General features: G+C 72.8%; 25 protein-coding genes. 13 read left to right on the top strand and 12 right to left on the bottom strand.

Annotation, left to right across the window (positions count from 1 at the left end; all coding sequences use genetic code 11):
* The first annotated feature begins 29 nt into the window (after positions 1 to 29).
* From ACFYU9_RS33900 to ACFYU9_RS33890, 3 genes are all read left to right on the top strand, one after another.
* Positions 30 to 2144, top strand: coding sequence for an N-6 DNA methylase (locus ACFYU9_RS33900; protein ID WP_389347382.1), 2115 nt, complete (start codon positions 30 to 32; stop codon positions 2142 to 2144).
* Positions 2145 to 2246: 102 nt separating this feature from the next.
* Complete coding sequence (locus ACFYU9_RS33895; protein ID WP_389347380.1) at positions 2247 to 2867, top strand: hypothetical protein; 621 nt, start codon at positions 2247 to 2249, stop codon at positions 2865 to 2867.
* Complete coding sequence (locus ACFYU9_RS33890) at positions 2864 to 4414, top strand: protein kinase (protein ID WP_389347378.1); 1551 nt, start codon at positions 2864 to 2866, stop codon at positions 4412 to 4414. Before ACFYU9_RS33895 ends, ACFYU9_RS33890 begins: the two co-directional genes overlap by 4 nt.
* On the opposite strand, the gene ACFYU9_RS33885 is transcribed toward ACFYU9_RS33890, so the two are convergent.
* Positions 4411 to 5865, bottom strand: a complete 1455-nt coding sequence (locus ACFYU9_RS33885) for a serine/threonine-protein kinase (protein WP_389215743.1) — start codon at positions 5863 to 5865, stop codon at positions 4411 to 4413. The two genes, ACFYU9_RS33890 and ACFYU9_RS33885, sit on opposite strands and share 4 nt — an antisense overlap.
* Before the next feature lie 133 nt (positions 5866 to 5998).
* A complete protein-coding gene (locus ACFYU9_RS33880; RefSeq protein WP_389215746.1) occupies positions 5999 to 7237 on the bottom strand; it encodes a globin domain-containing protein in 1239 nt (412 codons plus the stop codon).
* A 203-nt stretch (positions 7238 to 7440) separates the two neighbouring features.
* Here ACFYU9_RS33880 and ACFYU9_RS33875 point away from each other — a divergent pair, with 203 nt between their 5' ends.
* Positions 7441 to 7860 carry a hypothetical protein gene (locus ACFYU9_RS33875; RefSeq protein WP_389215749.1) on the top strand — a complete coding sequence of 140 codons (420 nt, stop codon included), beginning with the start codon at positions 7441 to 7443 and terminating at the stop codon, positions 7858 to 7860.
* Positions 7861 to 8351: 491 nt separating this feature from the next.
* On the top strand, positions 8352 to 9269 hold the full coding sequence (locus ACFYU9_RS33870; protein WP_389347376.1) for a helix-turn-helix domain-containing protein: 918 nt from the start codon (positions 8352 to 8354) through the stop codon (positions 9267 to 9269).
* A gap of 44 nt (positions 9270 to 9313) precedes the next feature.
* On the opposite strand, the gene ACFYU9_RS33865 is transcribed toward ACFYU9_RS33870, so the two are convergent.
* The 4 genes from ACFYU9_RS33865 to ACFYU9_RS33850 all read right to left on the bottom strand — a co-directional run bounded on the left by ACFYU9_RS33865 (position 9314) and on the right by ACFYU9_RS33850 (position 13009).
* On the bottom strand, positions 9314 to 10102 hold the full coding sequence (locus ACFYU9_RS33865; RefSeq protein WP_389347374.1) for an SDR family oxidoreductase: 789 nt from the start codon (positions 10100 to 10102) through the stop codon (positions 9314 to 9316).
* 92 nt (positions 10103 to 10194) lie between these two features.
* Positions 10195 to 10770, bottom strand: coding sequence for a TetR/AcrR family transcriptional regulator (locus ACFYU9_RS33860; RefSeq protein ID WP_389215758.1), 576 nt, complete (start codon positions 10768 to 10770; stop codon positions 10195 to 10197).
* Between the two features lie 104 nt (positions 10771 to 10874).
* Positions 10875 to 12065, bottom strand: a complete 1191-nt coding sequence (locus ACFYU9_RS33855; RefSeq protein WP_389347371.1) for a DUF6004 family protein — start codon at positions 12063 to 12065, stop codon at positions 10875 to 10877.
* Between the two features lie 113 nt (positions 12066 to 12178).
* Positions 12179 to 13009 carry a LysR family transcriptional regulator gene (locus ACFYU9_RS33850; protein WP_389347369.1) on the bottom strand — a complete coding sequence of 277 codons (831 nt, stop codon included), beginning with the start codon at positions 13007 to 13009 and terminating at the stop codon, positions 12179 to 12181.
* A 126-nt stretch (positions 13010 to 13135) separates the two neighbouring features.
* Between ACFYU9_RS33850 and ACFYU9_RS33845 the strand changes: the two genes are divergently transcribed.
* Positions 13136 to 13624 carry a nuclear transport factor 2 family protein gene (locus ACFYU9_RS33845; protein ID WP_389215764.1) on the top strand — a complete coding sequence of 163 codons (489 nt, stop codon included), beginning with the start codon at positions 13136 to 13138 and terminating at the stop codon, positions 13622 to 13624.
* Between the two features lie 15 nt (positions 13625 to 13639).
* Here the strand turns inward: ACFYU9_RS33845 and ACFYU9_RS33840 are convergent, their stop codons facing one another.
* From ACFYU9_RS33840 to ACFYU9_RS33830, 3 genes are all read right to left on the bottom strand, one after another.
* On the bottom strand, positions 13640 to 13840 hold the full coding sequence (locus tag ACFYU9_RS33840) for a hypothetical protein (protein ID WP_389347367.1): 201 nt from the start codon (positions 13838 to 13840) through the stop codon (positions 13640 to 13642).
* Positions 13841 to 13913: 73 nt separating this feature from the next.
* Positions 13914 to 14111 carry a DUF397 domain-containing protein gene (locus ACFYU9_RS33835; RefSeq protein ID WP_389347364.1) on the bottom strand — a complete coding sequence of 66 codons (198 nt, stop codon included), beginning with the start codon at positions 14109 to 14111 and terminating at the stop codon, positions 13914 to 13916.
* A complete protein-coding gene (locus ACFYU9_RS33830; protein WP_389347362.1) occupies positions 14093 to 14938 on the bottom strand; it encodes a DUF5753 domain-containing protein in 846 nt (281 codons plus the stop codon). The genes ACFYU9_RS33835 and ACFYU9_RS33830 overlap by 19 nt, the downstream gene beginning before the upstream one ends.
* A gap of 141 nt (positions 14939 to 15079) precedes the next feature.
* On the opposite strand from ACFYU9_RS33830, the gene ACFYU9_RS33825 reads away from it, so the two are divergent.
* Positions 15080 to 15487: a hypothetical protein gene (locus ACFYU9_RS33825; RefSeq protein WP_389215775.1), complete on the top strand. Its 408-nt coding sequence runs from the start codon at positions 15080 to 15082 to the stop codon at positions 15485 to 15487.
* A gap of 4 nt (positions 15488 to 15491) precedes the next feature.
* Here the strand turns inward: ACFYU9_RS33825 and ACFYU9_RS33820 are convergent, their stop codons facing one another.
* On the bottom strand, positions 15492 to 15968 hold the full coding sequence (locus ACFYU9_RS33820) for a carboxymuconolactone decarboxylase family protein (RefSeq protein ID WP_389347360.1): 477 nt from the start codon (positions 15966 to 15968) through the stop codon (positions 15492 to 15494).
* A gap of 120 nt (positions 15969 to 16088) precedes the next feature.
* Between ACFYU9_RS33820 and ACFYU9_RS33815 the strand changes: the two genes are divergently transcribed.
* Together ACFYU9_RS33815 and ACFYU9_RS33810 are read left to right on the top strand one after the other, a co-directional pair.
* Positions 16089 to 16601, top strand: a complete 513-nt coding sequence (locus tag ACFYU9_RS33815; protein WP_389347358.1) for an NADPH-dependent FMN reductase — start codon at positions 16089 to 16091, stop codon at positions 16599 to 16601.
* Positions 16598 to 17386: a leucine-rich repeat domain-containing protein gene (locus tag ACFYU9_RS33810; protein WP_389347356.1), complete on the top strand. Its 789-nt coding sequence runs from the start codon at positions 16598 to 16600 to the stop codon at positions 17384 to 17386. The genes ACFYU9_RS33815 and ACFYU9_RS33810 overlap by 4 nt, the downstream gene beginning before the upstream one ends.
* A 311-nt stretch (positions 17387 to 17697) precedes the next feature.
* Here ACFYU9_RS33810 and ACFYU9_RS33805 read toward each other — a convergent pair whose 3' ends face one another.
* Positions 17698 to 18681 (bottom strand): helix-turn-helix domain-containing protein, encoded by a 984-nt coding sequence (locus ACFYU9_RS33805; RefSeq protein WP_389347572.1) that lies wholly within the window; start codon positions 18679 to 18681, stop codon positions 17698 to 17700.
* 265 nt (positions 18682 to 18946) lie between these two features.
* Here ACFYU9_RS33805 and ACFYU9_RS33800 point away from each other — a divergent pair, with 265 nt between their 5' ends.
* Entirely contained in the window at positions 18947 to 20275 is a 1329-nt protein-coding gene (locus ACFYU9_RS33800; protein WP_389215789.1) for a ricin-type beta-trefoil lectin domain protein, read from the top strand.
* A 13-nt stretch (positions 20276 to 20288) separates the two neighbouring features.
* Here the strand turns inward: ACFYU9_RS33800 and ACFYU9_RS33795 are convergent, their stop codons facing one another.
* Positions 20289 to 22652 carry a YfhO family protein gene (locus ACFYU9_RS33795; protein ID WP_389347354.1) on the bottom strand — a complete coding sequence of 788 codons (2364 nt, stop codon included), beginning with the start codon at positions 22650 to 22652 and terminating at the stop codon, positions 20289 to 20291.
* Between the two features lie 142 nt (positions 22653 to 22794).
* Here ACFYU9_RS33795 and ACFYU9_RS33790 point away from each other — a divergent pair, with 142 nt between their 5' ends.
* From ACFYU9_RS33790 to ACFYU9_RS33780, 3 genes are all read left to right on the top strand, one after another.
* Complete coding sequence (locus ACFYU9_RS33790) at positions 22795 to 23772, top strand: glycosyltransferase family 2 protein (protein ID WP_389215795.1); 978 nt, start codon at positions 22795 to 22797, stop codon at positions 23770 to 23772.
* The gene (locus tag ACFYU9_RS33785) at positions 23769 to 24203 is read left to right on the top strand and encodes a GtrA family protein (RefSeq protein WP_389215798.1); all 435 of its coding nucleotides are present in this window, start codon (positions 23769 to 23771) and stop codon (positions 24201 to 24203) included. Before ACFYU9_RS33790 ends, ACFYU9_RS33785 begins: the two co-directional genes overlap by 4 nt.
* A gap of 81 nt (positions 24204 to 24284) precedes the next feature.
* Positions 24285 to 24929 carry a SurA N-terminal domain-containing protein gene (locus ACFYU9_RS33780; protein ID WP_389215800.1) on the top strand — a complete coding sequence of 215 codons (645 nt, stop codon included), beginning with the start codon at positions 24285 to 24287 and terminating at the stop codon, positions 24927 to 24929.
* The last annotated feature ends 16 nt before the right edge of the window (positions 24930 to 24945 follow it).

Here is a 24945-nt window from a genome sequence, read left to right as displayed (position 1 = left end):
GGGCACGACGGGCACGAGGGGAGCGGCACATGCCGGAGAGCGCAGCTGGGGGGACCGCGGCCGAGGTGACCGCCGCGGGCATCGCCCGTCTCGCGGGTGTCGGCCGGGCGGCCGTGAGCAACTGGCGCCGCCGTCACGCCGACTTCCCCAAGCCGGTCGGCGGCACCGAGACCAGCCCGTCCTTCGATCTCGCCGACGTCGAGGAGTGGCTGCGCGCCCAGGGCAAGCTCGCCGAGGTGCCGCTCCGCGAGCGCGTCTGGCAGCAGATCGCCGCCCACCCCGCGGGCCCCGTCACCGCCCTCGTGCACGCGGGCTGCGCCCTCCTCCTCGTACGGGACCGGGCCGGCGCCTGGCCCGCGCTGGCCGCGGCGCCCGACGAGCGGCTCGCCGGCCTGCTGCCGGTGCCGCTGGAGGAGACGCTGACCGAGCGCCTCGGCGTCCCCCGGTCCGTCCGCACCCCGGCCGCGCACGAGCTCGTCCCGTCCGTGCCCCTGCTGCGCGCCGCCGCCGAGCTGGCCGCCGAGACGAGCCCCGCCGACGCCTTCGAGTTCCTGCTCGGCCGTCATCTGGACGCCAACCCGCGCCAGTACACGCTCACCCCGCCCGGCCCCGCCGCCCTCATGGCCGCCCTCGCCGGCCCCGCCGCCCGCGTCCTCGACCCGGCCTGCGGCACCGGTGCCCTCCTGCGCGCGGCCACCGGCGCCACCGCCCTGTACGGCCAGGACGCCGACCGCGACCTCGCCGCCCTCACCTCCCTGCGCCTCGCCCTCGCCGGGGACGCCGGCCGGACGGCCAAGGGCCCCGCGGTCGGCGTCCTGCCCGGCGACACCCTGCGCGCCGACGCCTTCCCCGCCCTCGCCGCCGACGCCGTCGTCTGCCACCCGCCCTTCAACGAGCGCAACTGGGGCCACGACGAGCTCGCCTACGACCCGCGCTGGGAGTACGGCTTCCCGGCCCGCACGGAGTCCGAGCTGGCCTGGGTCCAGCACGCCCTGGCCCGGCTGCGCCCCGGCGGCACGGCCGTCCTGCTCATGCCGCCCGCCGCCGCCTCCCGCCGCTCCGGCCGCCGCATCCGCGCCGACCTGCTGCGCCGCGGCGCGCTGCGGGCCGTCGTCGCGCTCCCGGCCGGCGCGGCACCCCCGTACGGCATCCCGCTGCACCTGTGGGTGCTGCGCAGGCCCGTCCCCGGCGAACGGCCGCCCGCCGAGCTGCTCCTCGTCGACACGGCGACCGAGACGAGCGCCGCCGCAGGCACCGGCACCGGCCGCGACCGGCTCGACTGGCCCGCCGTCGAGACCGCCGTCCTCGACGCCTGGCGCCCCTTCGACCGCGACGGCACGCTCGCCGAGACGCCCGGCGAGAGCCGCAGCGTCCCCGTCATCGAACTCCTCGACGACGACGTCGACCTGGCCCCGGCCCGCCACCTCCCGCCGCCCGCCGCGGCCGAGGGCGCGGCCCAGCTCGACGGCGTGCGCGACCGGCTGACGGCCGCCCTGCGCCGCACCATGGAGCTGGCCCCGCCGCCCGCCGCCGACACCGGCGGGCCGGCCGGCCGCCGGCCCGTCACGACGGTCGGCGAGCTGGCCCGCGCCGGCGCCCTCACGCTGCGCGCCGGCGGCACCGGCACGACCGCCGCCGGGGCCGCCCCGGTCGCCGTCCTCACCGACACCGACGTGCTCGCCGCCCAGCCGCCGTCCGGCACGCTGCCCGAGGCCGCGCCCGGCGAACCCGCCGAGGAGGCGGCGCTGCTCGCCGCTGGCGACGTCGTCGTCCCGGTCCTCGGCGGCGGCTCCGTCGCCCGCGTCGTCGACGCGGCCGACCACCACACCGTCGGCGCCGCCCTCGGCCGAAACGTCCACCTGCTCCGCCCCGACCCGGCGGCCCTCGACCCCTGGTTCCTGGCCGGCTTCCTGCGCGCCACCGCCAACAACCGCCAGGCCAGCTCGTACGCCTCCACCGCCACCCGGCTCGACGTCCGCCGCCTCCAGCTGCCCCGGCTGCCGCTCGCCGAACAGCGGCGCTACGGGGACCGCTTCCGCGCCCTCGCGGAGTTCGAGGAGGCGCTGCGGCTCGCGGGCCGGCTCGGCGAACAGCTGGTGCAGGGGATGTACGACGGCCTGGCGGACGGGACGGTCGCGCCCTGACCGTGTGATTCCGCGTTCCGTACAACCCCTGGGTGGCTGTCGGAGTCGGTGTATACGCTCGTCTCCGACAGTCGGTTCGATCAGCGTGACCCGGGAGCAGGAATGTACGGCCAGGGCTATCCGCCGCCCCTGCCGCAGCCGCCGCAGCAGCAGCGCGCGGTGCCGGCGTCCGTCGTCGTGCTGCGCGTGCTGTTCGCGGTGCTGCCGCTGCTCAGCATCGGCTTCCTCACCTGGGCGACGGCGCTGCGCATCGCGCTGCTGACCCGCAAGGTCTGGGACTGGCTGCTGCTCGTGGTCTCGGTCGCGGTGGTCTTCGCGGGCCTGGTGCTGATGCCGGACGACCCGGACGCGCCCGACGGCGACTGGGTCGTCGGGATGATCCTGCTCAACGCGGTGGCGTTCACGGTGTACTTCCTGGTGACGGACATACGCCACGACCGCGCGCCCGCCGCTCCGGCGCCCGCCTTGTCCCCGTACAACCCGTACGCGGCCACGGTCCCGTCGCACCACCACGGCTACGGCTACCCGCCGGTCCAGCCCGCCCCGCAGCCCGTGGCGCCGCCCACCGCGCAGCCCCGGCCGCAGCCCCGGCCCCAGCCCGTGGCGCCCCCGAACCCGCGCATCCACCAGGTCCGCGCCGAGCTCGACGAGCTCAGCGACCTCCTGCGCCAGGACGCCCGGGACCCCCGGGATCCCCGGGTCCCCCGGGAAGGCGGCCGGTGAACGGCCGGATCGTCGGCGGGCGCTACGAGCTCTCCACCGTCATCGGCCAGGGCGGCATGGGCCAGGTCTGGACGGCCTACGACGGCCGGCTCGACCGGCGCGTGGCGGTCAAGCTGCTCCGGCCCGCCGGGCTCACCGGTCCGGCGACGGCCGCCGAGGAGCTGCGCCGCCGCTTCGTGCGCGAGTGCCGGGTGACGGCGCAGGTCGACCACCCCGGCCTGGTCACGGTGCACGACGCGGGCAGCGACGGCGACGAGCTGTACCTGGTCATGCAGTACGTGCAGGGCGCCGACCTCGCCGACCACCTGGCCGAGCACGACCCGTACCCGTGGCCGTGGGCGGTGTCCGTCGCCGCGCAGCTGTGCGCGGTGCTGGCCGCCGTGCACGCCGTGCCGATCGTGCACCGCGACCTCAAGCCGCGGAACGTGATGGTCCGCCCCGACGGCACGGTCACCGTGCTCGACCTCGGCGTGGCCTCCGTCCTCGACACCGACACCACCCGCCTCACGCACACCGGCTCGCAGATCGGCACCCCGGCCTACATGGCGCCCGAGCAGGCGATGGGCGGCGCCGTCGGCCCGTACACCGACCTGTACGCGCTCGGCGTGCTGCTGCACGAACTGCTCAGCGGCGACGTGCCCTTCGCCGGCTCCACGGCGCTCGGCGTGCTCCACCGCCACCTGTACGAGCCGCCCGCGCCCGTGCGCCGGCTGCGGCCCGAGGTGCCCGAGGCCCTGGAGTCGCTGGTGCTGCGCCTGCTGGCGAAGGACCCGCAGGCCCGGCCGTCGGGCGCGGCGGAGGTGTACGAGGAGCTGCTGCCGCTCCTGCCGCCGCGCGGCGCTCCGGGACCGGCCGGTCCGCTCGACCCGACCCGCCCCTTCCGCCGCCCGCACGCGCCCTGGCCGGAGCGGACCGGGTCGCAGCCGCCGCCGGTGGCCCCGCCCGCGCCCGCGCCCGCCAAGCCGGACGTGGCGGCGGCCGTCGACGAGGTGAAGCGGCTGCTCGGCGAGGGCTCGATCACCCGGGCCGTGGACATCCTCGGCGGCATCCTGCCCGCGGCCGCCGCCGAGCACGGCGAGCACTCGCCGGTCGTCCGCATCCTGCGCAAGCAGTACGCGAGCACGCTGATGGACGACGGCCAGTACCGCCGCGCGCTGCCCGAGCTGCGCCGGCTCGCGGCCGACCGCGCGGCGGAGGCGGGCCCGGCGGACCCGCAGACGCTGCAGTTCCGCTTCGACGCGGCCCAGTGCCTGGAGCAGCTCGGCGACCCGGCGGCGGCGCTCGCCGAGTACCGCGCGCTGCTGCCCTTCCAGCAGTCCGGCGAGCCGGGCTCGCGGGCCTTCGACATCCGGCACCGGATCGGCCTGCTGCTGCTCGCGATGGGCGACCACGCGGCGGGCCAGGCCGAGTTGCGGGCGCTGCTCTTCGACGTGGAGCGCGCCCACGGCCCGTACCACCCGCTCGCCGCCGACCTGCGCCGCGCGCTCGACCACCAGGGCCGGATGGACCCGCGCAGCTCCCAGGGGGCGTACGGCTGGGGCCCTTAGGGGCCGGTCAGGGCCCTCTTCCGGGTCCGGGTGCTGGTCTCGCGGTAGAGGTACGTCGCCACGACCGCGGCGGACATCAGCGCGTAGGGCCACATCGGGGTGCCGGAGGACGTGAAGCGGGACCCGGGCACGAGCAGCAGGATCAGGGTGCCGAGGGTGTCGAGCGCCGCGGCCGCGTACCCGGCCCCGCGCGCCCCGCTTCCGGAGCGGCGCGTGAGGGCCGCCGCGAGCGCCAGGGTCACGGCCTGGAGGAGGCAGTAGCTCAGCGCGCCCAGGCCGGACAGCGGCTGGTACGCCAGGACGAGGAACACGAACAAGGCCGCCGGGAGGGCGAAGCGGACCGCCGTCCGGTCGGGGCCCTTCGAGGGTGCGGAGGGAGCGGACGCGGGAGCCGCCGGCCGGAGCGGCTTCGTGGCGGCCACGGGAGGGGAGACGGGCGACGGACGGGGCGCGGGGCGCGAAGCGGGCGCGGCGGCACGTGCCACGGGGGTACGGGACGCGGCGGCGTCGTGCACGGCGCGCATCGCGGCGGCGAGCCGGGCGAGGAGTTCGGCGCGCGTCTCCGCCTCCGAGGGGACACGCTCCGGCCCGGCGGTCGTGGGCCCGTCCGCGGGGACGAGCCGCCGCAGTGCCCGGGCGAGCGCGGCCGCGTCCGGGTGCCGCCGGGCGGGGTCCTTGCTCAGCAGCGTGAGGACGAGCTCGTCCCAGGCGGGCGGGATGCCCGGGGCCACGGTGCTGGGCGCGGGCGGGTCCTGCGTGAGGTGCGCCGACAGGTAGCCCACGGTGTCCGGCGCCTGGAACGGCAGCCGGCCCGTGATCAGCTCGAAGAGGACGCAGCCGACCGCGTACAGGTCGCTGCGGGGCTCCGGGAAGCCGCGGGCCTGCTCGGGGGCCATGTAGGGCGGTGTGCCGACGATGAAGCCGGTCTGGGTCAGGCGGTCCGCCGTCGCGTACGGGTCGGCGGCCCGTGCGATGCCGAAGTCGAGGACCTTCACCGTGCCGGACGGCGTGACGAAGATGTTGGACGGCTTGATGTCCCGGTGCAGGATGCCGGACTCGTGCGCGTCGGCGAGCGCGTCGCAGATCTGCGCGCCCCAGTGCGCCGCGTCGGGCAGCGGGACGGGGCCCCGGCTCCGTATCGCGTCCAGGCCCTCGCCCCTGATCAGCTCCATCACCAGGAACGGCGCCCGGTCGGCCGCGTCGCCGGTCTCCCCGAGGTCGTGGATGGTCACGATGCCGGGGTGCTGCAGCCGGGCGGTGATCCGCGCCTCGCGCAGGAACCGGGCGCGCGCCTCGCCGCCGTGGCTGCCGCCGCCCGCGAGCAGGGAGATCACCTTGACCGCGACGGGCCGGTCGAGCGATTCGTCGCGTGCCTCCCACACCTGCCCCATGCCGCCTTCGCCGAGCTGCCGCACCAACCGGTAACGGCCTCCCATGAGTTGGTCTCGCACCGGCGCTTCCTCCACGGTCGACTCCGCCCCCCCGGGAATCATGGCGTGACGGCGCGCGCCCTTCAACGGCTGCCGGCGACCGACTACGGCCGCATACGACTGACGACGGCCGCATACGACTGACTAGGGCCGCCTACCGCTGGGGCAAGGCGAGTTCGCGGGTCGCGGTGACCGGCAGGGGATCGTGCCGCACCCGCTCCGCCGGGATGCCCACCTCGCCCAGGTGCCAGACGGCGGAGGTGACGAGCCCGGCCGGCCCGCTGACGTACGCCGTGTGCCCGGTCCAGTCCGTCCGGGCGTCGAGGACGGCGTCGAGGAGGCCGTCACCGAAGACGAGGCTCACGCGCAGCCACGGGCAGCGGTCCGTCAGCCGTTCGAGACCCGGCCCGTCGTACCAGTCCCCGGCCGTGCGCGCGCCCAGGAAGAGGTGGGCCGAGAGGCCGGGCGGGCGGCGGTGGGAGAGCTCCTGGAGCAGCGCCTTGGCGGTGGCCCAGCCGGTTCCGCCAGCGACGACGAGCAGGTCCCTGGTGGGCTCCTCGTCGAGCGTGGTCCGCCCCTGTGCCGGGCCGAGCCGCAGCTCGTCGCCGACCCGCGTGTGCGCGACGAGCGCGTCGGCGACCCCGCCGGGCGCGGTGCGCCGGACGTGGAACTCCAGCTCCTCGCCGGGCACGCAGGCGGGCGTGTACGGCCGCCAGGTGTGCGGCAGCAGCGGTGACTCCACGCGCGCGTACTGCCCGGCGCGATACGGGTACGGCTCGGCCGGCCGCACCCGTACGACGGCGAGGTCGGCGCCGCGACGTTCGTGCGCGGTCACCGTGGCGGGCCAGGACACCGGCTCGCCGACGGCCCGTTGGGCGCCGTCGACCATCGCGGCGGACACGTGCCGCACCATCCGCACCCAGGCCCGCTCGGCCTCCGTGCTCCAGGCGCCTCCCGCGAGGCCGCGCAGCGCCTCCACGAGCGACGCCTCGAACACCTCGTAGTGCACGGGCAGGACGCCGAGACGGCGGTGGTCGCGGCCGAGCCTGGCGAAGGACTCGGCGAGCTCGTCGGGCCGGTCGAGGCCGTCGATCATGAACCAGAACGCCCGCTCCAGATGCGCCTGCTGGAACTCCATGGCGTCGGGGAAGAGCTGCCGGAGGTAGGGGTGGCGGCCGAACATGACGGCGTAGAGGCGGTCGATGAGGTCGGCGAAGGGCGTGACGGCGGCGAGGTGCCGGGTGATGGTCTCCTGGTCGGCGGTTCCGGCGGCGCCGTCGTACGACGCCACGGGGGCTCTGGTCGTACGGGCGGGCCGCAGGAGGTTGTCCCGGAGCCGCATCGCCTCGCGGCGGGCGAGCAGGGCGTGGTAGTCGTCGCGGTGACCGGTCATCGGATCAGGCAATCGCACGGAAGTCCCAGGTGGGGAGGGCCGTTCGGCCCTCCTGGAGGGGCCGTCGGGCCCTCCGTCTGACGTGGCGCCAGAGTCACGACTCGGCATCTGATTGGGCAACGGATAGAAGAGATCCTTTTTGGTCGTTTTGCGCTGTGTAACGTGCGCGTTTGATCGTGTCCACGCCGCTCAAGGATTCCGAGATGACCACGCCTCCGCCGTCCGACCCGTTCGCCGCCGCTCCGGGTGCCCCGATGCAGCCCGCGCCCGCGCCCGCCCCGAAGAAGGGTGGCAAGTTCAAGGCGATCATCGGCTTCGTCGTGCTCCTCGTGGTCGTCGGCGCCGTGAAGTACGGCGTCCGCTACGGCTTCGACTTCCTCGCCGGTGACACCCCGGTCCACGCCTCGGTCGGCGACTGCGTCACCGTCAGCGGCCCGGAGAACGACCCGAAGGTCGACACCCAGGACTGCGGCTCGGGCAAGAAGGACCTGTACAAGGTCGCCCAGGTGTTCGACGACACCACCGACCTGAACAAGTGCGACCAGAACAAGTACTCGGCGCTGTCGCAGCAGTACGACATGGACAAGTTCGTCCTGTGCCTCGCGGACGTCAACGCGAAGTAACTCTTCGCAGCGAGACGCGTGGAAGGGGCCGGCCCGATGGGGCCGGCCCCTTCCACATGTCAGGAGGGCGGGGAGCAGCCCCGCTGCCGGGGCGCCGGGTCGTGGGAGGGCGCGAGCCGGGTGGGAGCTCGATGGTGAGGCCCGCGATCAAGATAAGTACCCAGGGAAAGAACCAACCCACCCACCCACCCCTCGCGTGTGCGGACGGGCGGGCGAGGGTGGGCGCGCGCGAGGCGCGTCACGGGCCGTCACCCACACGAGCGAACTATCTCAACTGGGCTGGATTCGGCCCGGGTTGCCTGGCATATGCTCGCGGCGACCAACCGAAAACAGTTCGGCCCCCGGCCGGGACGGCAATCCCGATCGAGGGCCTGACCAACGAGGAAGCGAAGACCTTCCCGATGGATATCCAGCACCCTAGCGCGCGTCGCCGCGTCCTGCCCGGGACTCCCGGGGCCGACACCACCCATTCCGGTGTCCGTCACCAGAACGTGAGCCACACCAGCCGCTTCACCGTCGTCGGCAACCACCTTCTCCAGCACGAGAAGTTGTCGCTCGCCGCCATCGGCCTCGCCGCCCACATCCAGTCCGTCCCCGAGGGCACCGACATCACCATCAGGGGCCTCGCCGCCCGCTTCCCCGAGGGCGAGATCCGCATCGCGGCCGCCCTGCGCGAACTGGAGGCGAACGGCTACCTCGCGCGGCTGAAGGTCAAACTCCCCGGCGGTCCCCTCGTCACCCACACGTACTCCTTCAACTGCCCGGAGGCGAAGGCCCTACCTCAGGAACAGGGGCAGGAGCAGGGGCAGGAGCAGGGGCAGGGGCAGGAGCGGGAGCGGCAGCAGGGACAGCGGCCGGAGCCGGAGCCGGAGCCGGAGCCCAGGGCCCTTGAGGCCCCGGCCCCGCAGCCCGACCCGGAGCCCGACCCCGACCCCGACCCCGACCCCGACCCGGAGCCGGACCCGGACCCCGACCCGCCGAAGGGCGGCGGCGCACCCGCGCCCGTACGGGAAGCCCCGCGGCGGTCTGCCCCGGTGGCGCCGCCGACGGGCCCCGCCGCCAACCTCCTCCGCAGTCTCGGCGCCACCGATCCCCGACTCGCCCTGTCGTCCCGCGAGGTGCACCGCCTGGCCCCGTGCGTGGACGAGCTGCTCGCCCAGGGCGCCGCGCCCGACTTCGTCCGCAGCCGCCTCACCAACGGCCTCCCGGCCGAGGTGAAGTACCCGGCCGGCCTCCTCGCCAGCCGCCTGGACGGCATCCTCCCGCCGCAACGTGAACCGGAGCGGCCGGCGGCGCCGCCGAGGCCCGACCCGCTCCAGAACTGCGACCGCTGCGACCACGCCTTCCGCGCACCCGTGCCGGGCCTGTGCAACCCGTGCCGCCGCGCGACGGGGCAGCTCGTCGCGTGAGCGGCGCGCCGGCCCGGCGGCCCGGCGGCCGGCGCTGTGGCCGGTCAGGCGGTCTTGAGGGTGCCGCCGTCGATGACGTGGTCGGCGCCGTGGATGTTGCCGGCGCGTTCGGACAGCAGGAAGGCGACCAGGTCGGCCACCTCCTCCGGTTCGGTGAGACGCCCCGAGGCCATGGCGAACCGCCCGGGCAGGGCCGCGAGGAGGTCGCCGTGGTCCACTCCGGACGCGGCGGCCACCATGCCGCCGAAGCCGTTCGGGTCGGTCCACGCGGGAGTGGCGGTGACGCCCGGGGTGACGGTGTTCACGCGGACGCCGCGCGGCGCCAGTTCCTCGCTGAGCCGCTTCCCGAACTGGCTCAGCGCCGCCTTGGCCTCCCCGTAGCCGACCGGCGAGCCGACGGGCATGCGGGCGTTGATCGAGGAGATGTTCACGATCGCGCCCGAGCGCTCCAGAATGCTCGGCAGTGCCGCCTTGGTGGTCCACACCGCGCTGAACAGGTTGAGGTCGAACATCCGCTGCCACTGCTCGTCGTCGGTGTCGAGGAACCCGCCGAGGGACAGCCAGTCCGGGTCGGCCGCGCCGACGTTGTTGACGAGGAAGTCGATGCCGCCGACCGAGGCGAGCGCCTCGGCGACGACGGCCCGCGCCCCGTCGCGGGTGCTCAGGTCGACGGACACGGAGGCGGCGGCGACCTTCTCCAGCTCGGGCGTGACGGTCCGGGCGGCACCGACCACCCTGACCCCCTCCGCGGCGAGGGTCCGAGCGATCGCGAGGCCGATGCCGCGACTCGCGCCGGTGACCAGAGCGGTCTTTCCGCTGATGCCGAGGTCCATGATCTCCCCATTCCTGCATTCCTGAAGACGGATTCTTGAACTGAAGGTCTAAAACGTGGGTACAGAAAAGCCGGCGCCGGAGGCGTCGTGACTCAGAGACCCGCCAGGGCCGTGTCGATGATCCGGTACAGGACCGGCCGGTCGAACGTCTTGGACATGACCCGCAGCCCCGCGAGGGTGGTCTGGAGCAGCAGCGCCCACGCCTTGGCGTCGAGGTCCCGGTCGACGTCGCCGTCCCGCTGGCCCTGCTCGATGCGGGCGGCGAACAGCCCGATCAGGTGCTCCTCCATGCGGTGCGCCACGCGCGTCGCCTCGGCGTCCCGCCCGGCAAGTTCCTCGACCGTGTTCTGCACCAGGCATCCGCGCCGGACCGGACCGTCCAGGTCCGTGTCCACGAGCATCACGAAGTACGCGTGGATGCGCTCCCTGGCGGTGCCCGGCTGCGCGAGGAACTCCTCGATCGCGGCCGACCCGGTCCGGCAGTAGAGGTCCAACGCCTTGCCGAACAACTCCCGCTTGGAACCGAAGGAGTGGTACAGGCTGCCCTTGCCCACCCCGGTGGCCTCGGCCAGGTCGGCGGGGGAGGTGTCGGCGTACCCCTTGGTCCAGAACGTCTCCATCGCCTGCGCGACGACGACGTCCGGCTCGAAGCTCTTCGGTCTTCCCACGTCGTCACGGTAATGACAACTTGACCTGAAGGTCAAATACTTGACCGCGCGTATGCCCCCTCCGGCCGGAGAGGGCACACGCGTACGAGGTGCGCGCAGCCGGGTCAGTCGCTGACCGGCGCCTGCTCGCCGACCTGCGTGTCGCGCAGGACCAGCTTGACGTCGGTCAGCCGCGCCTTGGTCGTGCCGTCCTCCGCGACCAGCGGCACGTCGCTCTCGGCGCGCAGCTCCGTGCCGTTGGCCTCCAGGTCGGTGGCCCGGCCGGAGAGCGGGGCGGACGCGGTGGCGTAGAGGATGCCGTGCGGCGTGGCCAGTTCGAGGTGCGCGTCGAGGTGCAGGTCGGCGGGGTAGCGCAGGCGGCTGAGGGCGTCCTCGTCGCCCTTGCCGAAGGTGCCGGCCGAGGGCCGCGCCCAGCTCGCCCGCAGCATCACGCGACCGCCGAGCTCGGCGCACTCGCCGACCACGGCCAGCCGGGACAGCCGGGCCCGCACGCCCGCGCCGTCGTCGTGCTTCTCCGGCCCGAAGAGCAGGATCTCCGCACCGGCGGCCAGGCTGCGCTCGCCCTTCAGCTCGACCTTCACGGTCTTGCCGTTGACCGCGAGGGTCAGCGAGCCCTCGATCGTGGCCTGCACGATCATCGACGGGTCGAGCAGCATGGTCATGAACGGGCTCGCGCCCGACCCGAAGAACAGCGACGGCGTGATGCCGATCGGCTCGTTCTCGTCGCTCGCCGGGTACCAGGCTTCGGGCAGGCCGGTGGCGCGCAGCACGCCGGGTGCCGGCACGGCCTCCGTCGCCGCTCCGCGCGGAACGCCCAGCGGGAGACCGGCCTGCGGCTTCGCGAACGGCGGCACGCCGTCCACCACGCCGACGGTCTCGATGACGCCCCGGTGGGTCAGCCGCAGCGTGCTGGTCTCCAGGATCCCGAACCGGCGGAGGCGGAACTCGGCCGGGAAGTTCCTGCCGGGCGCGATCTGCCTGATGTGCCCCGTGTTCGGCAGGAACGGGTTCGTCAGCAGCTGGACGCGGTCCGCCAGCTCATAGCTGTAGCCCTTGATCCCGACCTCGGGCGCGGAGATCAGCTCGGTCTCGAACGACGCGAACCCGTTGTCGTCGACGCGGTGCTCGAAGCCCGGCATGGGCCACTTGTTGATCTGGGTGAACCCGGAGAACGTGATCGTCTCCCGGCGCCCGTTGTAGTAGTCGTCGCCGACGACCACGGACGCGGCGCCGAGGACGTGCGCACGGATCGGCTTGGGTTCGAGGTTCAGGGACTCGTACGTCTCGCCACTCATGGGGATACCTCCGTCATCTGTGCATGCAGGGCACTTCCGACGGAGAGCCTTGTGGGCCGGGCGGCCGATTGCGCGGGTACGCCCGGCGCGGCACCTGAACGAGTGAGCCGAGATCAGGCCACCAGGCCGAGCGCCGCCTCCCCGAACGCCCGCACCCGCGCCGTCGCCCCGTCCGCCGGCCAGAGCAGGCCCCACTCCACCGGCTCGGCGTCTTCGATGAGCACGTACTCAACGTCGGGGCGCGCGAAGTAGCGCCGTACGTGGGCGCCGACGACGCAGACGCCCTCGCCGGCGCCGACGAGCGTCAGGACCTCGTTGTACGTGCGGGCCGACGGGCCGTACGCCGTCTCCGGAGCCTGCAGCACCGTCACGCGCGCGAGGTCGCCGACGGAGAGGGGCGTACGGCGGCGGGTGAAGGGATGTCCGGTCGGTACGGCGAGCATCCGGGCCTCCCGTACGAGCACCGGGCCCGTCGCCATGTCCGCCTCGCCCACCGGGTGCCCGGCCAGCGCCAGGTCCACCTCGCCCGCGCGCAGCCACGGCAGCACGTCCGACGGCCGCGCCTCCCTGATCTGCACCTCGCACTCGGGGTGCCGGGCCCGGAACGCCTGCGTGGCGCCGATCAGCAACTGCCCGGCCGCAGGCCCCGTGAACGCCACCCGCAGCAGCCCCGTCACGCCCCGCCCGGCGTCGACGGCCCGCTCGACCGCGTCGGTGATCCGCGACCAGGCCGGCCGGACCTCGTCGTACAACTGCCGTCCCAGCGGTGACAGTTCGACGCGGCGGCTGGTGCGGTGGAAGAGCGCGGTGCCGATACGGCGCTCCAGCTTCGCGATCGTCTGGCTGACCCGGGCCGTGGAGACGTGCAGGCGTTCGGCGGTGCGGCCGAAGTGCAGCTCCTCGGCGAGCGTCAGGAACGCCTCCAGCTCGTGCCGCTCCAGCATCCCGGCCCGCCCCCATCGTCAACCGACGCTTAACGATCGTTGCGCAGGTGCGCGTTGATGCGCGGTGCGCCCCGCAGCAGGATCGGAGACACCGAAAGCCCCCAACTGACCCGCACAGGAGCCATCATGACCGACATCGCCGCCGTCGCCGCCCTCGTCGCCGAACTCAAGGACCGCGCCGAGATCGCCGACGCCCTCTACCGCTTCGGCCTCGGCCAGGACATCAAGGACAAGGACCTCTTCGCCTCGGCCTTCGCCCCCGACGCCGAACTCGACTTCCGCCCCGCCGCCGCCAAATGGGGCGCCGAACCGCCGCTCATGGTCGGCCGCGACACCATCGTCACGACCATCCTGGCCCTCTTCGCCGGCCGCGTGGACACCACCCACCAGGTCACCAACATCCGCGTCACCCTCGACGGCGACACCGCCCACGCCACCGCCCTGGTCGAGGCCCAGCACCTCCTCACCGCCGACCACGCCACCCACGCGCTCCTGAAGAACCCCTACGACGTGGAGCTGGTGCGGGACGGCGAGGACGGTGAGCGGTGGGTCATCCGGCGCCTGCGCATCGAGAACACCTGGTACACCGGCGACCCCACCGCGATCTTCGGCTGACGCCGACGAGTCCGCTCAGGCGCCGAGCAGCGTGCCGAGCGGCGAGAGCTGGTTGCCCGACAGCGGCAGCCCGTCGAGCCCGGGCACGCCCTGCGCCGACGTCGGCGTCGGCGCGACCTCCGGCCGGGGCGTGGCGGCCGAGGCCGCTCCGGCGGCGCCGAGGGCCATGGCTCCGGCCAACAGCACGCCGCTGACGATCTTGGACTTGGGCTTCATGGGTCCACCTTCCGAGAGACACGACTGGTACGGCGTGCCCAACGAGAGGTGGACCGGCGAGATACGTCCCGGCTCAGCCCTCGCGCTTGACCCCGGCGACGAACGCGGACCAGGCGGTGGCGGCGAAGAGGAGGGCGGGGCCGGTGGGGTTCTTGCTGTCGCGGACGGGGACGAGGGGGAGGTTGTCGGCGACCTCCAGGCAGGCGCCCGCCTCGTCGTTGCTGTATGAGCTCTTGCGCCAGGTGATGGTGCTCAGGTCGACGGTTCGCACTTCGCTTCCTCCAACAGGCGCATGATGAACTCCCGTGAATCCTCCGGGGAAAGGGCGAGATCGCGAGCTCGATCGTATCGGAGCTGCAAGAGGTCCACGTCGGTCGTTCCTTCGATGAGGCTGCCCGAAAAGCTGGTCTCCAGCCAGACCGCCACGCGGCCGTCCTTCAGCCTCAGGAACGTCACATCGGTACTGCTCAGCGCGTACAGCCCGGCGGAGTACGGCACCACCTGGATGGTGACGTTCCGGCGGTCGCCCATCTCCAGCAGGTGCTCCAGCTGCTCCTGCCAATGCGCGTGATTCGGCATCGGCCGGCGTAGCACGGCCTCCGACAGGACCGCACGGTAGCCAAATGGATTGGCTCCTGTCAGCCGCTCCTTACGCCCCAGGCGCGCCTTGACCTGGCGGGCAAGCGCGTCGCCCTCAAGTAGGCCCGTTTCCATCAGCGTGCGCGCGTAGTTCTTGGTCTGGAACAGGCCCGGCATCACGCCGGCCGCGTGATGCCAGACGCTGACCGCCTCGGCCTCCAGCTCGAAGTACTTGCGGTACTTCGCCCGGAACTGCGTGTGGTCGCCCGCCGCCAGCTCCCACAGCGCCACCAGCATGTCCTTCTGTACGCCGTAATACGTCTCCAGCGCCTGGACCACCTCCGGCCCGCCCAGCGTCTCGCCCTTCTCCATCTTCGAGAACAGCGAGCCGTCCCATCCCGCCACCGCTCCCAGCGCCCGGTAGCTCAGCCTCCGTTCCAGCCGTAACCGCTTCAGCTCCTCCGCGTATCGCTTCCGCGGTTCCTGGCTGCGGCCCGTGATCACTCGTCTCGGTGGCAACGCACACTCCTTCGTGGAACGTGTGGAACTACCGGAACGAGCACGGGAACTACCACCGCGAATCCGGCTGTCCCTACCTGCCCCGGGTCCATATTCGACATGCCCCCTCACGGAGGGTAGCCAACGGCAGGAAGGGTTGTCATGGAGCGCGGCGATTTTGCGTACGACGAAGTGGCTTGTGTGGTAGGGGAGTTCCGCGGCCTCGCCGGGCCGTACGCCATGCTCCGGCCTCTCGGAGGCGGGCGCGAGTGGCAGGCCGATCCCGCACACCTGCGCCCCGCCACGCAGGACGAGCGGCTCAGCGCCGGCATCCGCGCCGTCAACGAGCGGGCGCGCGCCGCGGCCGTCGCGTTTCTCGACGTGGAGGTGCCGGCGCCGCCCGTGCCCGTACCCGGGTGTGCGGAGTGTGACGGGCTCGCGGATCGCCGCCGGGCCGCGCGGCTCGCGTACGACTTCAGCGCGGAGACCGACGCGAACGTGCTCCTCCGCCGTCATCTGGCGGAGGAGCACGTCGAAGGGGGGAAGGAGAGGGAGGTGGTGCCGGGGTGAGCTGTCAGAGGTGCTTGTACTGGCCGACCTCGTAGTTGCCCGCCGGCGTCTGGAGGATGACGTTCAGGCGGTTGAACGCGTTGATGAGGGCGATCAGCGAGGTGAGGGCGAGGAGCTGGTCCTCGTCGTAGTGCTTGGCGGCGTTCTCCCAGACCTCGTCCGGCACGCCGTAGCCGTCGGCGAGGCGGGTGCCGTGCTCGGTGAGGGCGAGGGCCGCGCGCTCGGCGTCGGTGTAGACGGTGGCCTCGCGCCAGGTGGCGACGAGGGCGAGGCGGACGGCGGTCTCGCCGGCGGCCGCGGCCTCCTTGGTGTGCATGTCGAGGCAGCCGGCGCAGCCGTTGATCTGGCTGGCGCGGATCCTGACCAGTTCCTGCGTCGCCATGGGCAGGGTGGTCTCCGTCAGGGCCATGCCCGCGGCGGCGAAGTGCTTGAAGATCTTGCCGGTGAGCGGGTTGCCGAAGGGGTTGAGGCGGGCTTCCATGGCGGGCTCCTCTGTGTTGTGCGGGCCGTTCGCTTTCACCCGTACGACGGCGCAGCCCGCCGAGTTGTGACGTCGCCGGGAGTGACCTGCGTCACGCGTTCGGTCGCGTACGTTGTCGGCATGACGACGACGCGACCGGTGATCCTCCTGCTCTCCGGCAGCCTGCGGGCCGCATCCACCAACGAAGCCGTTCTCCGCACCGCGTACGACGTGGCGCCGACCGTCGGTGTGGAGGCCGTGCGCTACGACGGCCTGGCCGGCCTCCCGCACTTCAACCCCGACGACGACCGCGACCCGCTGCCGCCCGCCGTCGCCACCCTCCGTACGGCGATCGAGAAGGCGGACGGCATTCTCATCTGCACGCCGGAGTACGCGGGCACGCTGCCGGGATCCTTCAAGAACCTGCTCGACTGGACGGTCGGCGGCGTCGAGATCAGTGACAAGCCGACGGCCTGGGTGAACGCGGCGGCGCCGGGGCGCGGCGAGGGCGCGGGGGCCACGCTGCGGACGGTGCTCGGCTACACCGGCGCGCGGATCGTGGACGAGGCGTGCGTGCGGGTGCCGGCGGACGGGGACGTGAAGCGGGCGCTCGGCGAGGTGCTCGTGACGCTGGCGAGGGCCGCGGCGGAATGACCGACGACGTGACGGGCGACGTGACCGACGACGTGACGGGCGGCGTGACGGGCGACGTGACCGACGGCGTACTGAACCTGTGGCGGCGGCCTCTGGACGCCGTACCGGAGTCGGTGTGGGAGCGGGGCGCGGAGCTGCGGGTGCTGATCCTCGCCGACACCGGGATCGCCGAGCTGCCGGCCGGGATCGGGCGGCTGCGCGGGCTGTCGACGCTGGACCTCGGGCACAACCGGCTGGGTTCGCTCCCCGAGGAACTGGGCGAGCTGACCGGGCTCGACGCCTACCTCTACGTGCACGACAACGCGCTGACCGAGCTGCCCGAGGCGCTGGGCCGGCTCGCCCGGCTGCGGTACCTCAACGTCGGGGACAACCGGCTGACGGCGCTGCCGGACGCGCTCGGGGACATGGCCTCGCTCGTCGAACTGCGGGCGCAGAACAACCGGTTGACGGCGCTGCCCGACTCGGTCGGCCGGCTCGCGCGGCTGCGCGAGCTGTGGCTGCGCGGCAACGCGCTCACCGGCCTCCCGGCCTCCGTGGCCGGACTGCGCGAGCTGCGGATCCTCGAACTCCGCGAGAACGCCCTGACCGCCGTGCCCGCCGCCCTCGCCGGGCTGCCGCTGCTGCGCGGACTCGACCTGCGCGGCAACCGGATCGCGCGGCTCCCGGAATGGGTGCTGGACGGGCTGCCGTCGCTGGAGAAGCTGGACCTGCGCTGGAACTGGTGCGAGCCGCAGGAGGAGTTGGTGGCGGAGCTGGAGCGCCGGGGCTGCGTCGTGCTGCTGTGAGCCGGGGCCGCCGCGGGCGCGGTCGCACGCATCGTCAAGAAGCGTCGCGCGCTGTGCACACGGCCGCACTCCGCTGGCGCCTAGGCTCCTTCACGAAGTCCGAGCGGGGCCGGGCCGCCTGCCCTCACACCATCCGGTCCACCCTCGCCGATATCCCCGCCGCCAGGCCGGTGAGCGGTGGCTGGTCAGCGACTGGCCTGCCCGGCTCGGACTTCCCTTTCGGACTTCCCTTCCCTGGATCCGCCTGCGGCCCATCGGATCCGCCTGGACCCGCCGGAGCCGCCCGGGACCCTTGGCCGCCGGGCCGCTCCTCACTCGGGGCCCCGCTCCCGGGTGCGCGGCGCGCGGAACTCGGTCGGGCTCATCCCGTACGCCTCCCGGAAGGAACGGCTGAACACGGCCGGACCGCTGAACCCCCAGCGGGCGGCGATCGCGGCGATCGGACGCCCGTGGAGATCGGCTCTGCCGAGGTCGGCCCGGCAGCGCTCCAGACGGCGTCGCCGGATGCGGGCGTGGACGGTCTCGCCCGTTCCCCGGAAGAGCTGGTGGAGTGTCCGCACCGAGATGTTGTGCCCGGCCGCGATCGTGGCGGGCGTCAGGTCGGGATCGCCGAGGTGGTCGTCGACGAAGGCGTGGACGCGCCGCAGGAGCGCCTGCCTGCGCACCTCGGCGGGGAGCCGTTCCTCGACGTCCAGGTGCTGCGCGAGGCCGGCGGCCAGCAGGTCGACGGCGATCGAGCCGAGCCGCTCCAGCTCCCGCCGCGACGCGCACTGGGCGGCGTGCGCTTCGAGGGACCGCAGGAAGCCGGCCAGGACCGCCGTCGTTCCCCGGTCGGCCGGAATGCGGCGGGCGAGCAGGCGGTCGGCGTGGTTCTCGCCCAACGGGAGAGCGTGACGGGGGAGTTGCAGCATGAGCAGCTCCATCGAGCGGGCGTGCGCGGGTATCTCCGCGTCGGAGGGCCGGGAGGTGTCCCAGAACACGAGGTCCCCGGCCGCCACGCCGCAGTCGTTGCGGTGCTGGGAGAAGGTCGCCGTGCCCGCGCGGATCAGCCCGAGCTGGTACTGCTCGGGGTCGCCCTGCCGGATCAGGGCCGGTGTGCGCCGCGACCGCAGCGACGAGAACGCGAACCTCGCCACCCGGACGTCCCCCAGCTCCAGCACGGCGGCCTCCGCCTCGAAGTCGGCGGGGCGCGGGGTGCTGAGCGCGGTGGGGATCACCTCCCGCGAGAGGAGGTCCGAGAACCACTCGAACCGCTCCCTCGGCGGTAACCCTCCCGACGACACCACGGACCACATCGCGTCCCCCCAGCCGCTCGTCCCACTGATCAGCCGATCACCGATCACCGATCACCGAGCATGCAGCGTCGCCGCGTTCGCCGCCGCATGGTTTTGCGCCCGGTCTGGCGCGGGTGGCGCCCTTGCGGCGCGCGGGCCGCGCGGTCCGGCATGCGTCCGTTTACTGAAGATTGACGTCCGCTTTGCAAGCTCGTCGAGTCCTTGCCGCCCACGCCGCACCAGCGGCCGAACAGGGCGGACGAGGGGGGACAAGGAGTCGCATCACATGCAGACGACGCAAAGGCGGGGGCTGCCGGCCCTGGCGCTGGCCATGGTGGCGTTCCTGCTCGCCTTCGGGGCCGTACTGGCCCCCACACCCGCGCAGGCCGCTCCGCCGGACGGCTGGAACAACCGCCATCTCGACGAGATCACGCTGCTCGGCAGCCACAACGGCTTCGCCAACGGCGCCGACAGCGTCAACATCGGGCGGAACCAGGGCTTCTCCCTGCGCGATCAGCTCAACAACCTGAACGTGCGGGCGACGGAGCTCGACATCTACGGCGGCAACGGGGTCTGGGTCCAGCACGGCGGCGACTGGAGCGGGGGCAAGCGGCTGTTCCTGCACATGCAGACCATCGTGGACTTCCTCCGCAACAACCCGCACGAGGTCTTCGTCCTCACCTTCGAGGACTACACGGACAACGGGCAGCTCCGGAGCGAGTTCGACATGGTGCCGGGCCTGCAGGACCTGGCCTTCAACCCCAACGCGTGGGACGTCTGGAACAAGGGCTGGCCGAAGGTCGAGGACATGGTGGCCGCGAACAAGCGCCTGCTGATGTTCTCGGGGAGGTACGACAAGCAGGACCTGAACGTCTTCCCCATGAAGGAGTGGACCGTCCAGAACACCTACAAGGACGGCGTCGGCGCCTGTAACGACCGCCTGGGTGACGGGATCTCCACCCAGCTGGGCAAGGCGTCCTGGGCCACGGGCGAAGGCGCCAACAGCCACGCCAACACCAACGCCCGCGCGTTCCAGAAGCTGTTCTTCAACAACAACTTCGACGCCCGCTCGTACGACGACTTCTACCGCTCGGTGAAGGCGTGCGAGCCGAAGACGCTCGGCCGGATGCCGAACATGATCTCCACCGACTGGATCGGCGACGGCGGCAACCGTGACGCCGAGCGCTTCGTCAACGACACCAACCGGGCCGTCGACTGGAACGTCGCGAGCACCAACCTGTGCCTCGACGTCGAAGGCGGCCGCATCGCGGACGGCACCCGCGTCCAGCTCTACGGGTGCAACTGGTCCAACTCGCAGGCATGGCGCCGGGTGCCCATCGACGACTCCCTGGACGGGTTCGAGCTCCGGGCCCTGGGCCAGTGCCTCGACGTGGCCGGCGGCGTCGCCGTCGAGCGCACCAGGATCCAGGTGTACGGCTGCAACGGCACGGTCGCGCAGCGCTGGGTCCACGAGGGCACCGGAAACAGGCTGCGCAACCTGGGCACGAACATGTGCCTGGACGTGACCGACGGGATCATCGCCTCCGGGACGAAGCTGCAGCTCTTCACCTGCAACGGCAGCCCCTCGCAGTACTTCGACTGGCGCATGGTCTGACCCCGCCGGACCGCTAGGCGGTCCCGCCCCGCTCCCGGTTCGCCGCCACCAGCGTGCGGGCCGGGAGCTCCGGCGCGTCGGGCGCCGCCGGGCCGCGCCGCCGGCGCCGTACGTCGAGGGCCACCCACAGCGCGAGGAGCAGCGCCGCCGCCCCGCCGCCGCCCAGGCCCGCCTTCAGGCCCAGCGGGCGGAAGGAGCAGCCGACCTCCCGCTGTCCACTCGTGACCTCGGTCGCGACCAGGCCGCCGTACGAGGAGGCCGGCCGGCCGTCGCAGGTCCAGCCGGGGATCCTCGGGGCGGAGAGGACGACCGTGCCCGTGGTGCCCGGCCGCAGGGTGGCCCGTACGCCCGTGTCCGTGACGTGGATCGAGGTGGGCGCGAGTGCGCGCAGGGCGTCCACCGCCTTCCTCAGCCGGGTGTGGTCCAGGCAGGCCAGCTCGCCCTTCGGCGGGAGCGCGGGGCGCAGGCCCGGGACCTTCTGCACGCCCAGGGACGTGAGGGTGGCGCGCCACTTCAACAGCTGGCCGCGCATCTTCACCGCGCGGTCTCCGAAGCGGACCTTGCCCGTGTAGTCGGGCGACCAGAAGAAGACCTCGGTGCCGAGGCGGCAGGCGCCGTCGGCGGCCGGGGGCTCGTAGACGCGGGCGCCCAGGAGGAGTTCCTGGTTGCGGAAGGGGGAGGGGCCGTAGACCGGGGCCGGGCCCGGGCGGCGGACCGTCAGCAGGGGCAGCGGCTGGGCCGTGCGCACCACCTTGCCGTCGCGCCAGCGCGCGCCGACGGCGAAGAGGGCGTCGGTGACGGGGTTGTCGAGGCTCTGGAGGTTGCGGCCGCGCGAGGTCCAGCCGACGCCGAGCGCGGCCATGGTGTGCGTGAGGACGTCGGGCGTGAGACTGCTGTAGTACGAGCCGCCCTGGCCGCCGATGTACATCGGCTCGTTGCCGGTGACCTGCGGGCGGCCGGAGTCCGTGCGGTACGCCGGCCAGCCGTCGGCCTTCGCGAGCGCGGCCGCCTTGCGGGTGTCGGCGGCGCTCCAGGCCGGATAGTCGTCGAGGCGCGCCAGTCGTTCCTTGTCGCCCCAGGCCGTCGTCGCCGCGGCCTGGGCCACCAGGACGCCCGCCAGGACGAGGACGGCTCCGCGGCGGGAGGAGGCGACGAGGAGGACCGCCACCAGGCCCGCGCCGAACAGCGCCCAGCCCACCGGCGTCGCCTCCCCGCTGCCCAGCGCGAACAGGCCGAGCACGGCCACCAGGCCCGCGCCGCCGAGGAGCGGGCGCGGGCCGGGCAGGCCGTCCGCGATCGCCGTCCACGCGGCGATGACCATGACGCCGGTGAGGACGAAGGTCTGGCGGTACGGGCTGCCGTTCGGCGTCGCGAAGATGTGCCACACCAGGTGCGTCGGCGTGAACTGGAACGACAGCGCCACGCCCGCCACCACGCACGGCCACAGCCACTGCCGCCGGAAGAGCAGCGAGGCCGCGAGCACCGGCACCGCCGTCGCCACGAACAGCGCCGGCGTCGAGAAGCCGTACGTCGCCGGCATCAGCCGGGCCGCGAGGTCCGCCCCGCCCGCCGGCACGAAGTCGCGGACGACGCCCGGGTAGGCGTACCGGGTGCCCAGGAAGAGCGGCACGAGCAGCGGCGCCGCGAGGCCGACGCCGAGCAGCACGGTCACCGCGCCGCGCAGCACCACCCGCCACCGGCGCACCGTCACGATCAGGACGAGCGCGGCGCCGAGCGTCGCCATGTACGCGGTGTAGAAGTTGGCGATCCAGCAGACCGCGACGACCAGCGGGCCGAGCAGCGGCCGCCGGCCCTCCCGCACCCACACGCCCACCAGGCACAGCAGCGGGAAGGCGATCAGGCCGTCCAGCCACATCGGGTTGTAGACGGCCTCCAGGATCGCCCAGCCGCACAGCCCGTACGCGGCGCCGAGCAGCCCCGCGCCCCACCACATCCGGGCGTCGGCGGCGGGCCGGAGCCTCGGCAGCACGAAGGCCATCGCGGCCGCCGCGGCCGCCATCTTCAGGATCGTGACGACGTACAGCGCACCGTCCAGGTCGCCGCGCGGGAACAGCGCGACCAGCGGCGCGAACGGGCTGGTCAGATACGTGCCCAGGTCGGGCAGGAAGCTGGTGCCGAAGCCCGACTGCCAGTTGAGCAGCAGCCCGCCGTCGGCGCGGCCGTGCAGCAGGTCCCACAACCGGGCGTGGAACGGCAGGAACTGGTTGCCCAGGTCGTTGACGCTGCGCCGGTGGTGCCCGAACGGGAAGGTGGTCGCGACGGCGTCCCCGGCGCACACGGCGAGGGCGACGAGCAGCGCCGCCAGGGCGGGCGCCCGGCCCGCGGCGGGCACGATCCTGGTGATCCTGGTCTTCATCTGGTCCTGGTCTTCATCTCGGGTCGAATATGACAGGAAGAATGGCGAAACACGGTCCCCGGTTGGGCAGTTCACGCAATGGTCGCCTGCCCTTCACCAGGCGAATCCGGCACCGACATCCGCAGCCGTTGTCGTGTCGTGCGTGCTGCTCTCGATCGTGGTCCCGTGCTTCAACGAAGAAGAGATCATCGGTCGCTTCCACGACCATGTGACGAAGGAACTCTCCCGCATCGACGGAGAATTCGAGATCGTCTACGTGGACGACGGAAGCCATGACCGAACCCTGCCGCTCCTGGAGGAGATCGCCGAAAAGGATCCCCGGGCGCGCTATGTCTCCTTCAGCCGCAACTTCGGCAAGGAGGCCGGCATGCTGGCCGGACTCCAGCACGCGACCGGCGACGCCGTCGTGATCATGGACGCCGACCTCCAGCACCCGCCGGAGCTCGTGCACCGCATGCTCGCCCTGCACGCCGAGGGATACGACCAGGTCATCGCCCGGCGCACCCGCGCCGGCGACCGGGTCACCCGGACCGTCACCGCCCGCGCCTACTACTGGGCGATCAACCGCCTGGTGGACGTCGAGCTGGTCGACGGCGTCGGCGACTTCCGGCTGCTTTCCCGGCGCACGGTCGACTCGATTCTCGAACTGACCGAATACAACCGCTTCTCCAAGGGCATCTTCGCCTGGGTCGGATTCAAGACGACGACCTTCGAGTACGAGAATGCGGTGCGAGAGGAGGGACGTTCGAAATGGACGTTCGGAAAGCTCCTCAACTACGGCCTCGACGGCCTTCTCTCCTTCAACAACAAGCCGCTCAGGGCCGCCGTCTATCTCGGAATGATCCTGGTCGGCGTGGCATTCGCGTACGCCGCCTGGATCGTGGGTGACGCCCTGGTGAACGGTGTGAAGACGCCCGGATATGTCACGCTGCTCGTGACGGTCACGGCGCTCGCCGGCGTGCAGATGGTGATGCTGGGACTGGTCGGCGAGTACGTCGGCCGTATCTACTACGAGGTGAAGCGGCGGCCGCACTACCTGGTGAAGGCCACCAACGCGGCCGTCCCCAGGCCCCGCAGCAGCAGTGACAACGGCAGTGACAAGGAGCTCCTGCGCCGATGAGGACGACCTGGCAGGTGGTGCGTTTCGGCCTGGTCGGCGTCGTCAACACCGGTACGTACTTCGGGCTCTACCTGCTCTTCGGGCAGTGGGTGCCGTACATCGTCGCGCACGTCCTCGCGTTCGCGCTGTCGATGGTCGGCTCCTTCTTCCTCACCTCGTACTTCACCTACCGCACCCGCCCCACCTGGAAGAAGTTCCTGCTCTTCCCGCTCACCAACGCGGCGAACTTCGTCATCACCACCGCCGGCGTGTACGTCCTCGTCGACCTCATGGGCGTCGACAGCACGTACGCGCCGCTGATCGCCGCCGCGGCCGCGATCCCGATCACCTTCGTCCTCTCCCGGACGATCATGCTGGGACCCGACACCACCCGAACGCGTGAGTCGTTGACCGAAACATCGGAATCAACCGAGACAGTCGCCGCCAAGTAGTGGCCCGCGCCACGGTGACTGCCTAACATCGATCACCGCACGGTCGTCCCACTGACGCACGACCCACGCCGGGAGGCTCCTTTGCACCGCCGCACTGCGCTCTCCGTCTCCGCCGCCGCTGCCCTGCTCGCCGCGACCCCGCTCCTCACCGCCTGCGGCAGCGACGCCCACCCGGGGGCGGCCGCCGTCGTCGGCGGCCGGCGGATCGAGGTGTCCAGCCTGCAGGCGCAGGTCAAGGACGTACGGGCGGCCCAGGCCGCGTCACCGCAGGGCGCGAACATGGTCAAGGAGACCGGCGACCTCAGCCGGCAGAAGCTGCACGGCATGATCTTCGACCGGGTCGTCGACCGGGTCGCCGAGAACAACGGGGTCGGCGCCAGCCGCGCCGAGATCCAGCAGACCCGCGAGGAGTTCGCCCGGCAGAGCGGCGGCGAGGCGCAGATGGCGTCCGTGCTGCTCCAGCAGCAGAGCGTGGCGCCCGACCAGATCGACGACGTCGCCCGCCGGGCCGTCCTCATGAACAAGATCGCGGCCAAGCTCGGCGTCACCAACACCCCCGAGGGCCAGAAGAAGCTCCAGGAGGCCTTCGGCCGGGCGTCCAAGGAGCTGAAGATCGACGTCAACCCGCGCTTCGGTGCCTGGGACGACAGCAAGATCCAGCTCGCCGCCTACACCCCGCCGTGGGTGCGGCAGATCAGCCGGTCCACCCCCGAGGCCGGAGCGTAGGCCGAGGTAGGTTCGA

It is taken from the genome of Streptomyces sp. NPDC004327 (assembly GCF_042873935.1).
Taxonomy (GTDB): Bacteria; Actinomycetota; Actinomycetes; order Streptomycetales; family Streptomycetaceae; genus Streptomyces.
The sequence above is the reverse complement of the archived record's forward strand: the minus strand, read 5'-3'. Positions and strand labels throughout refer to the sequence as shown.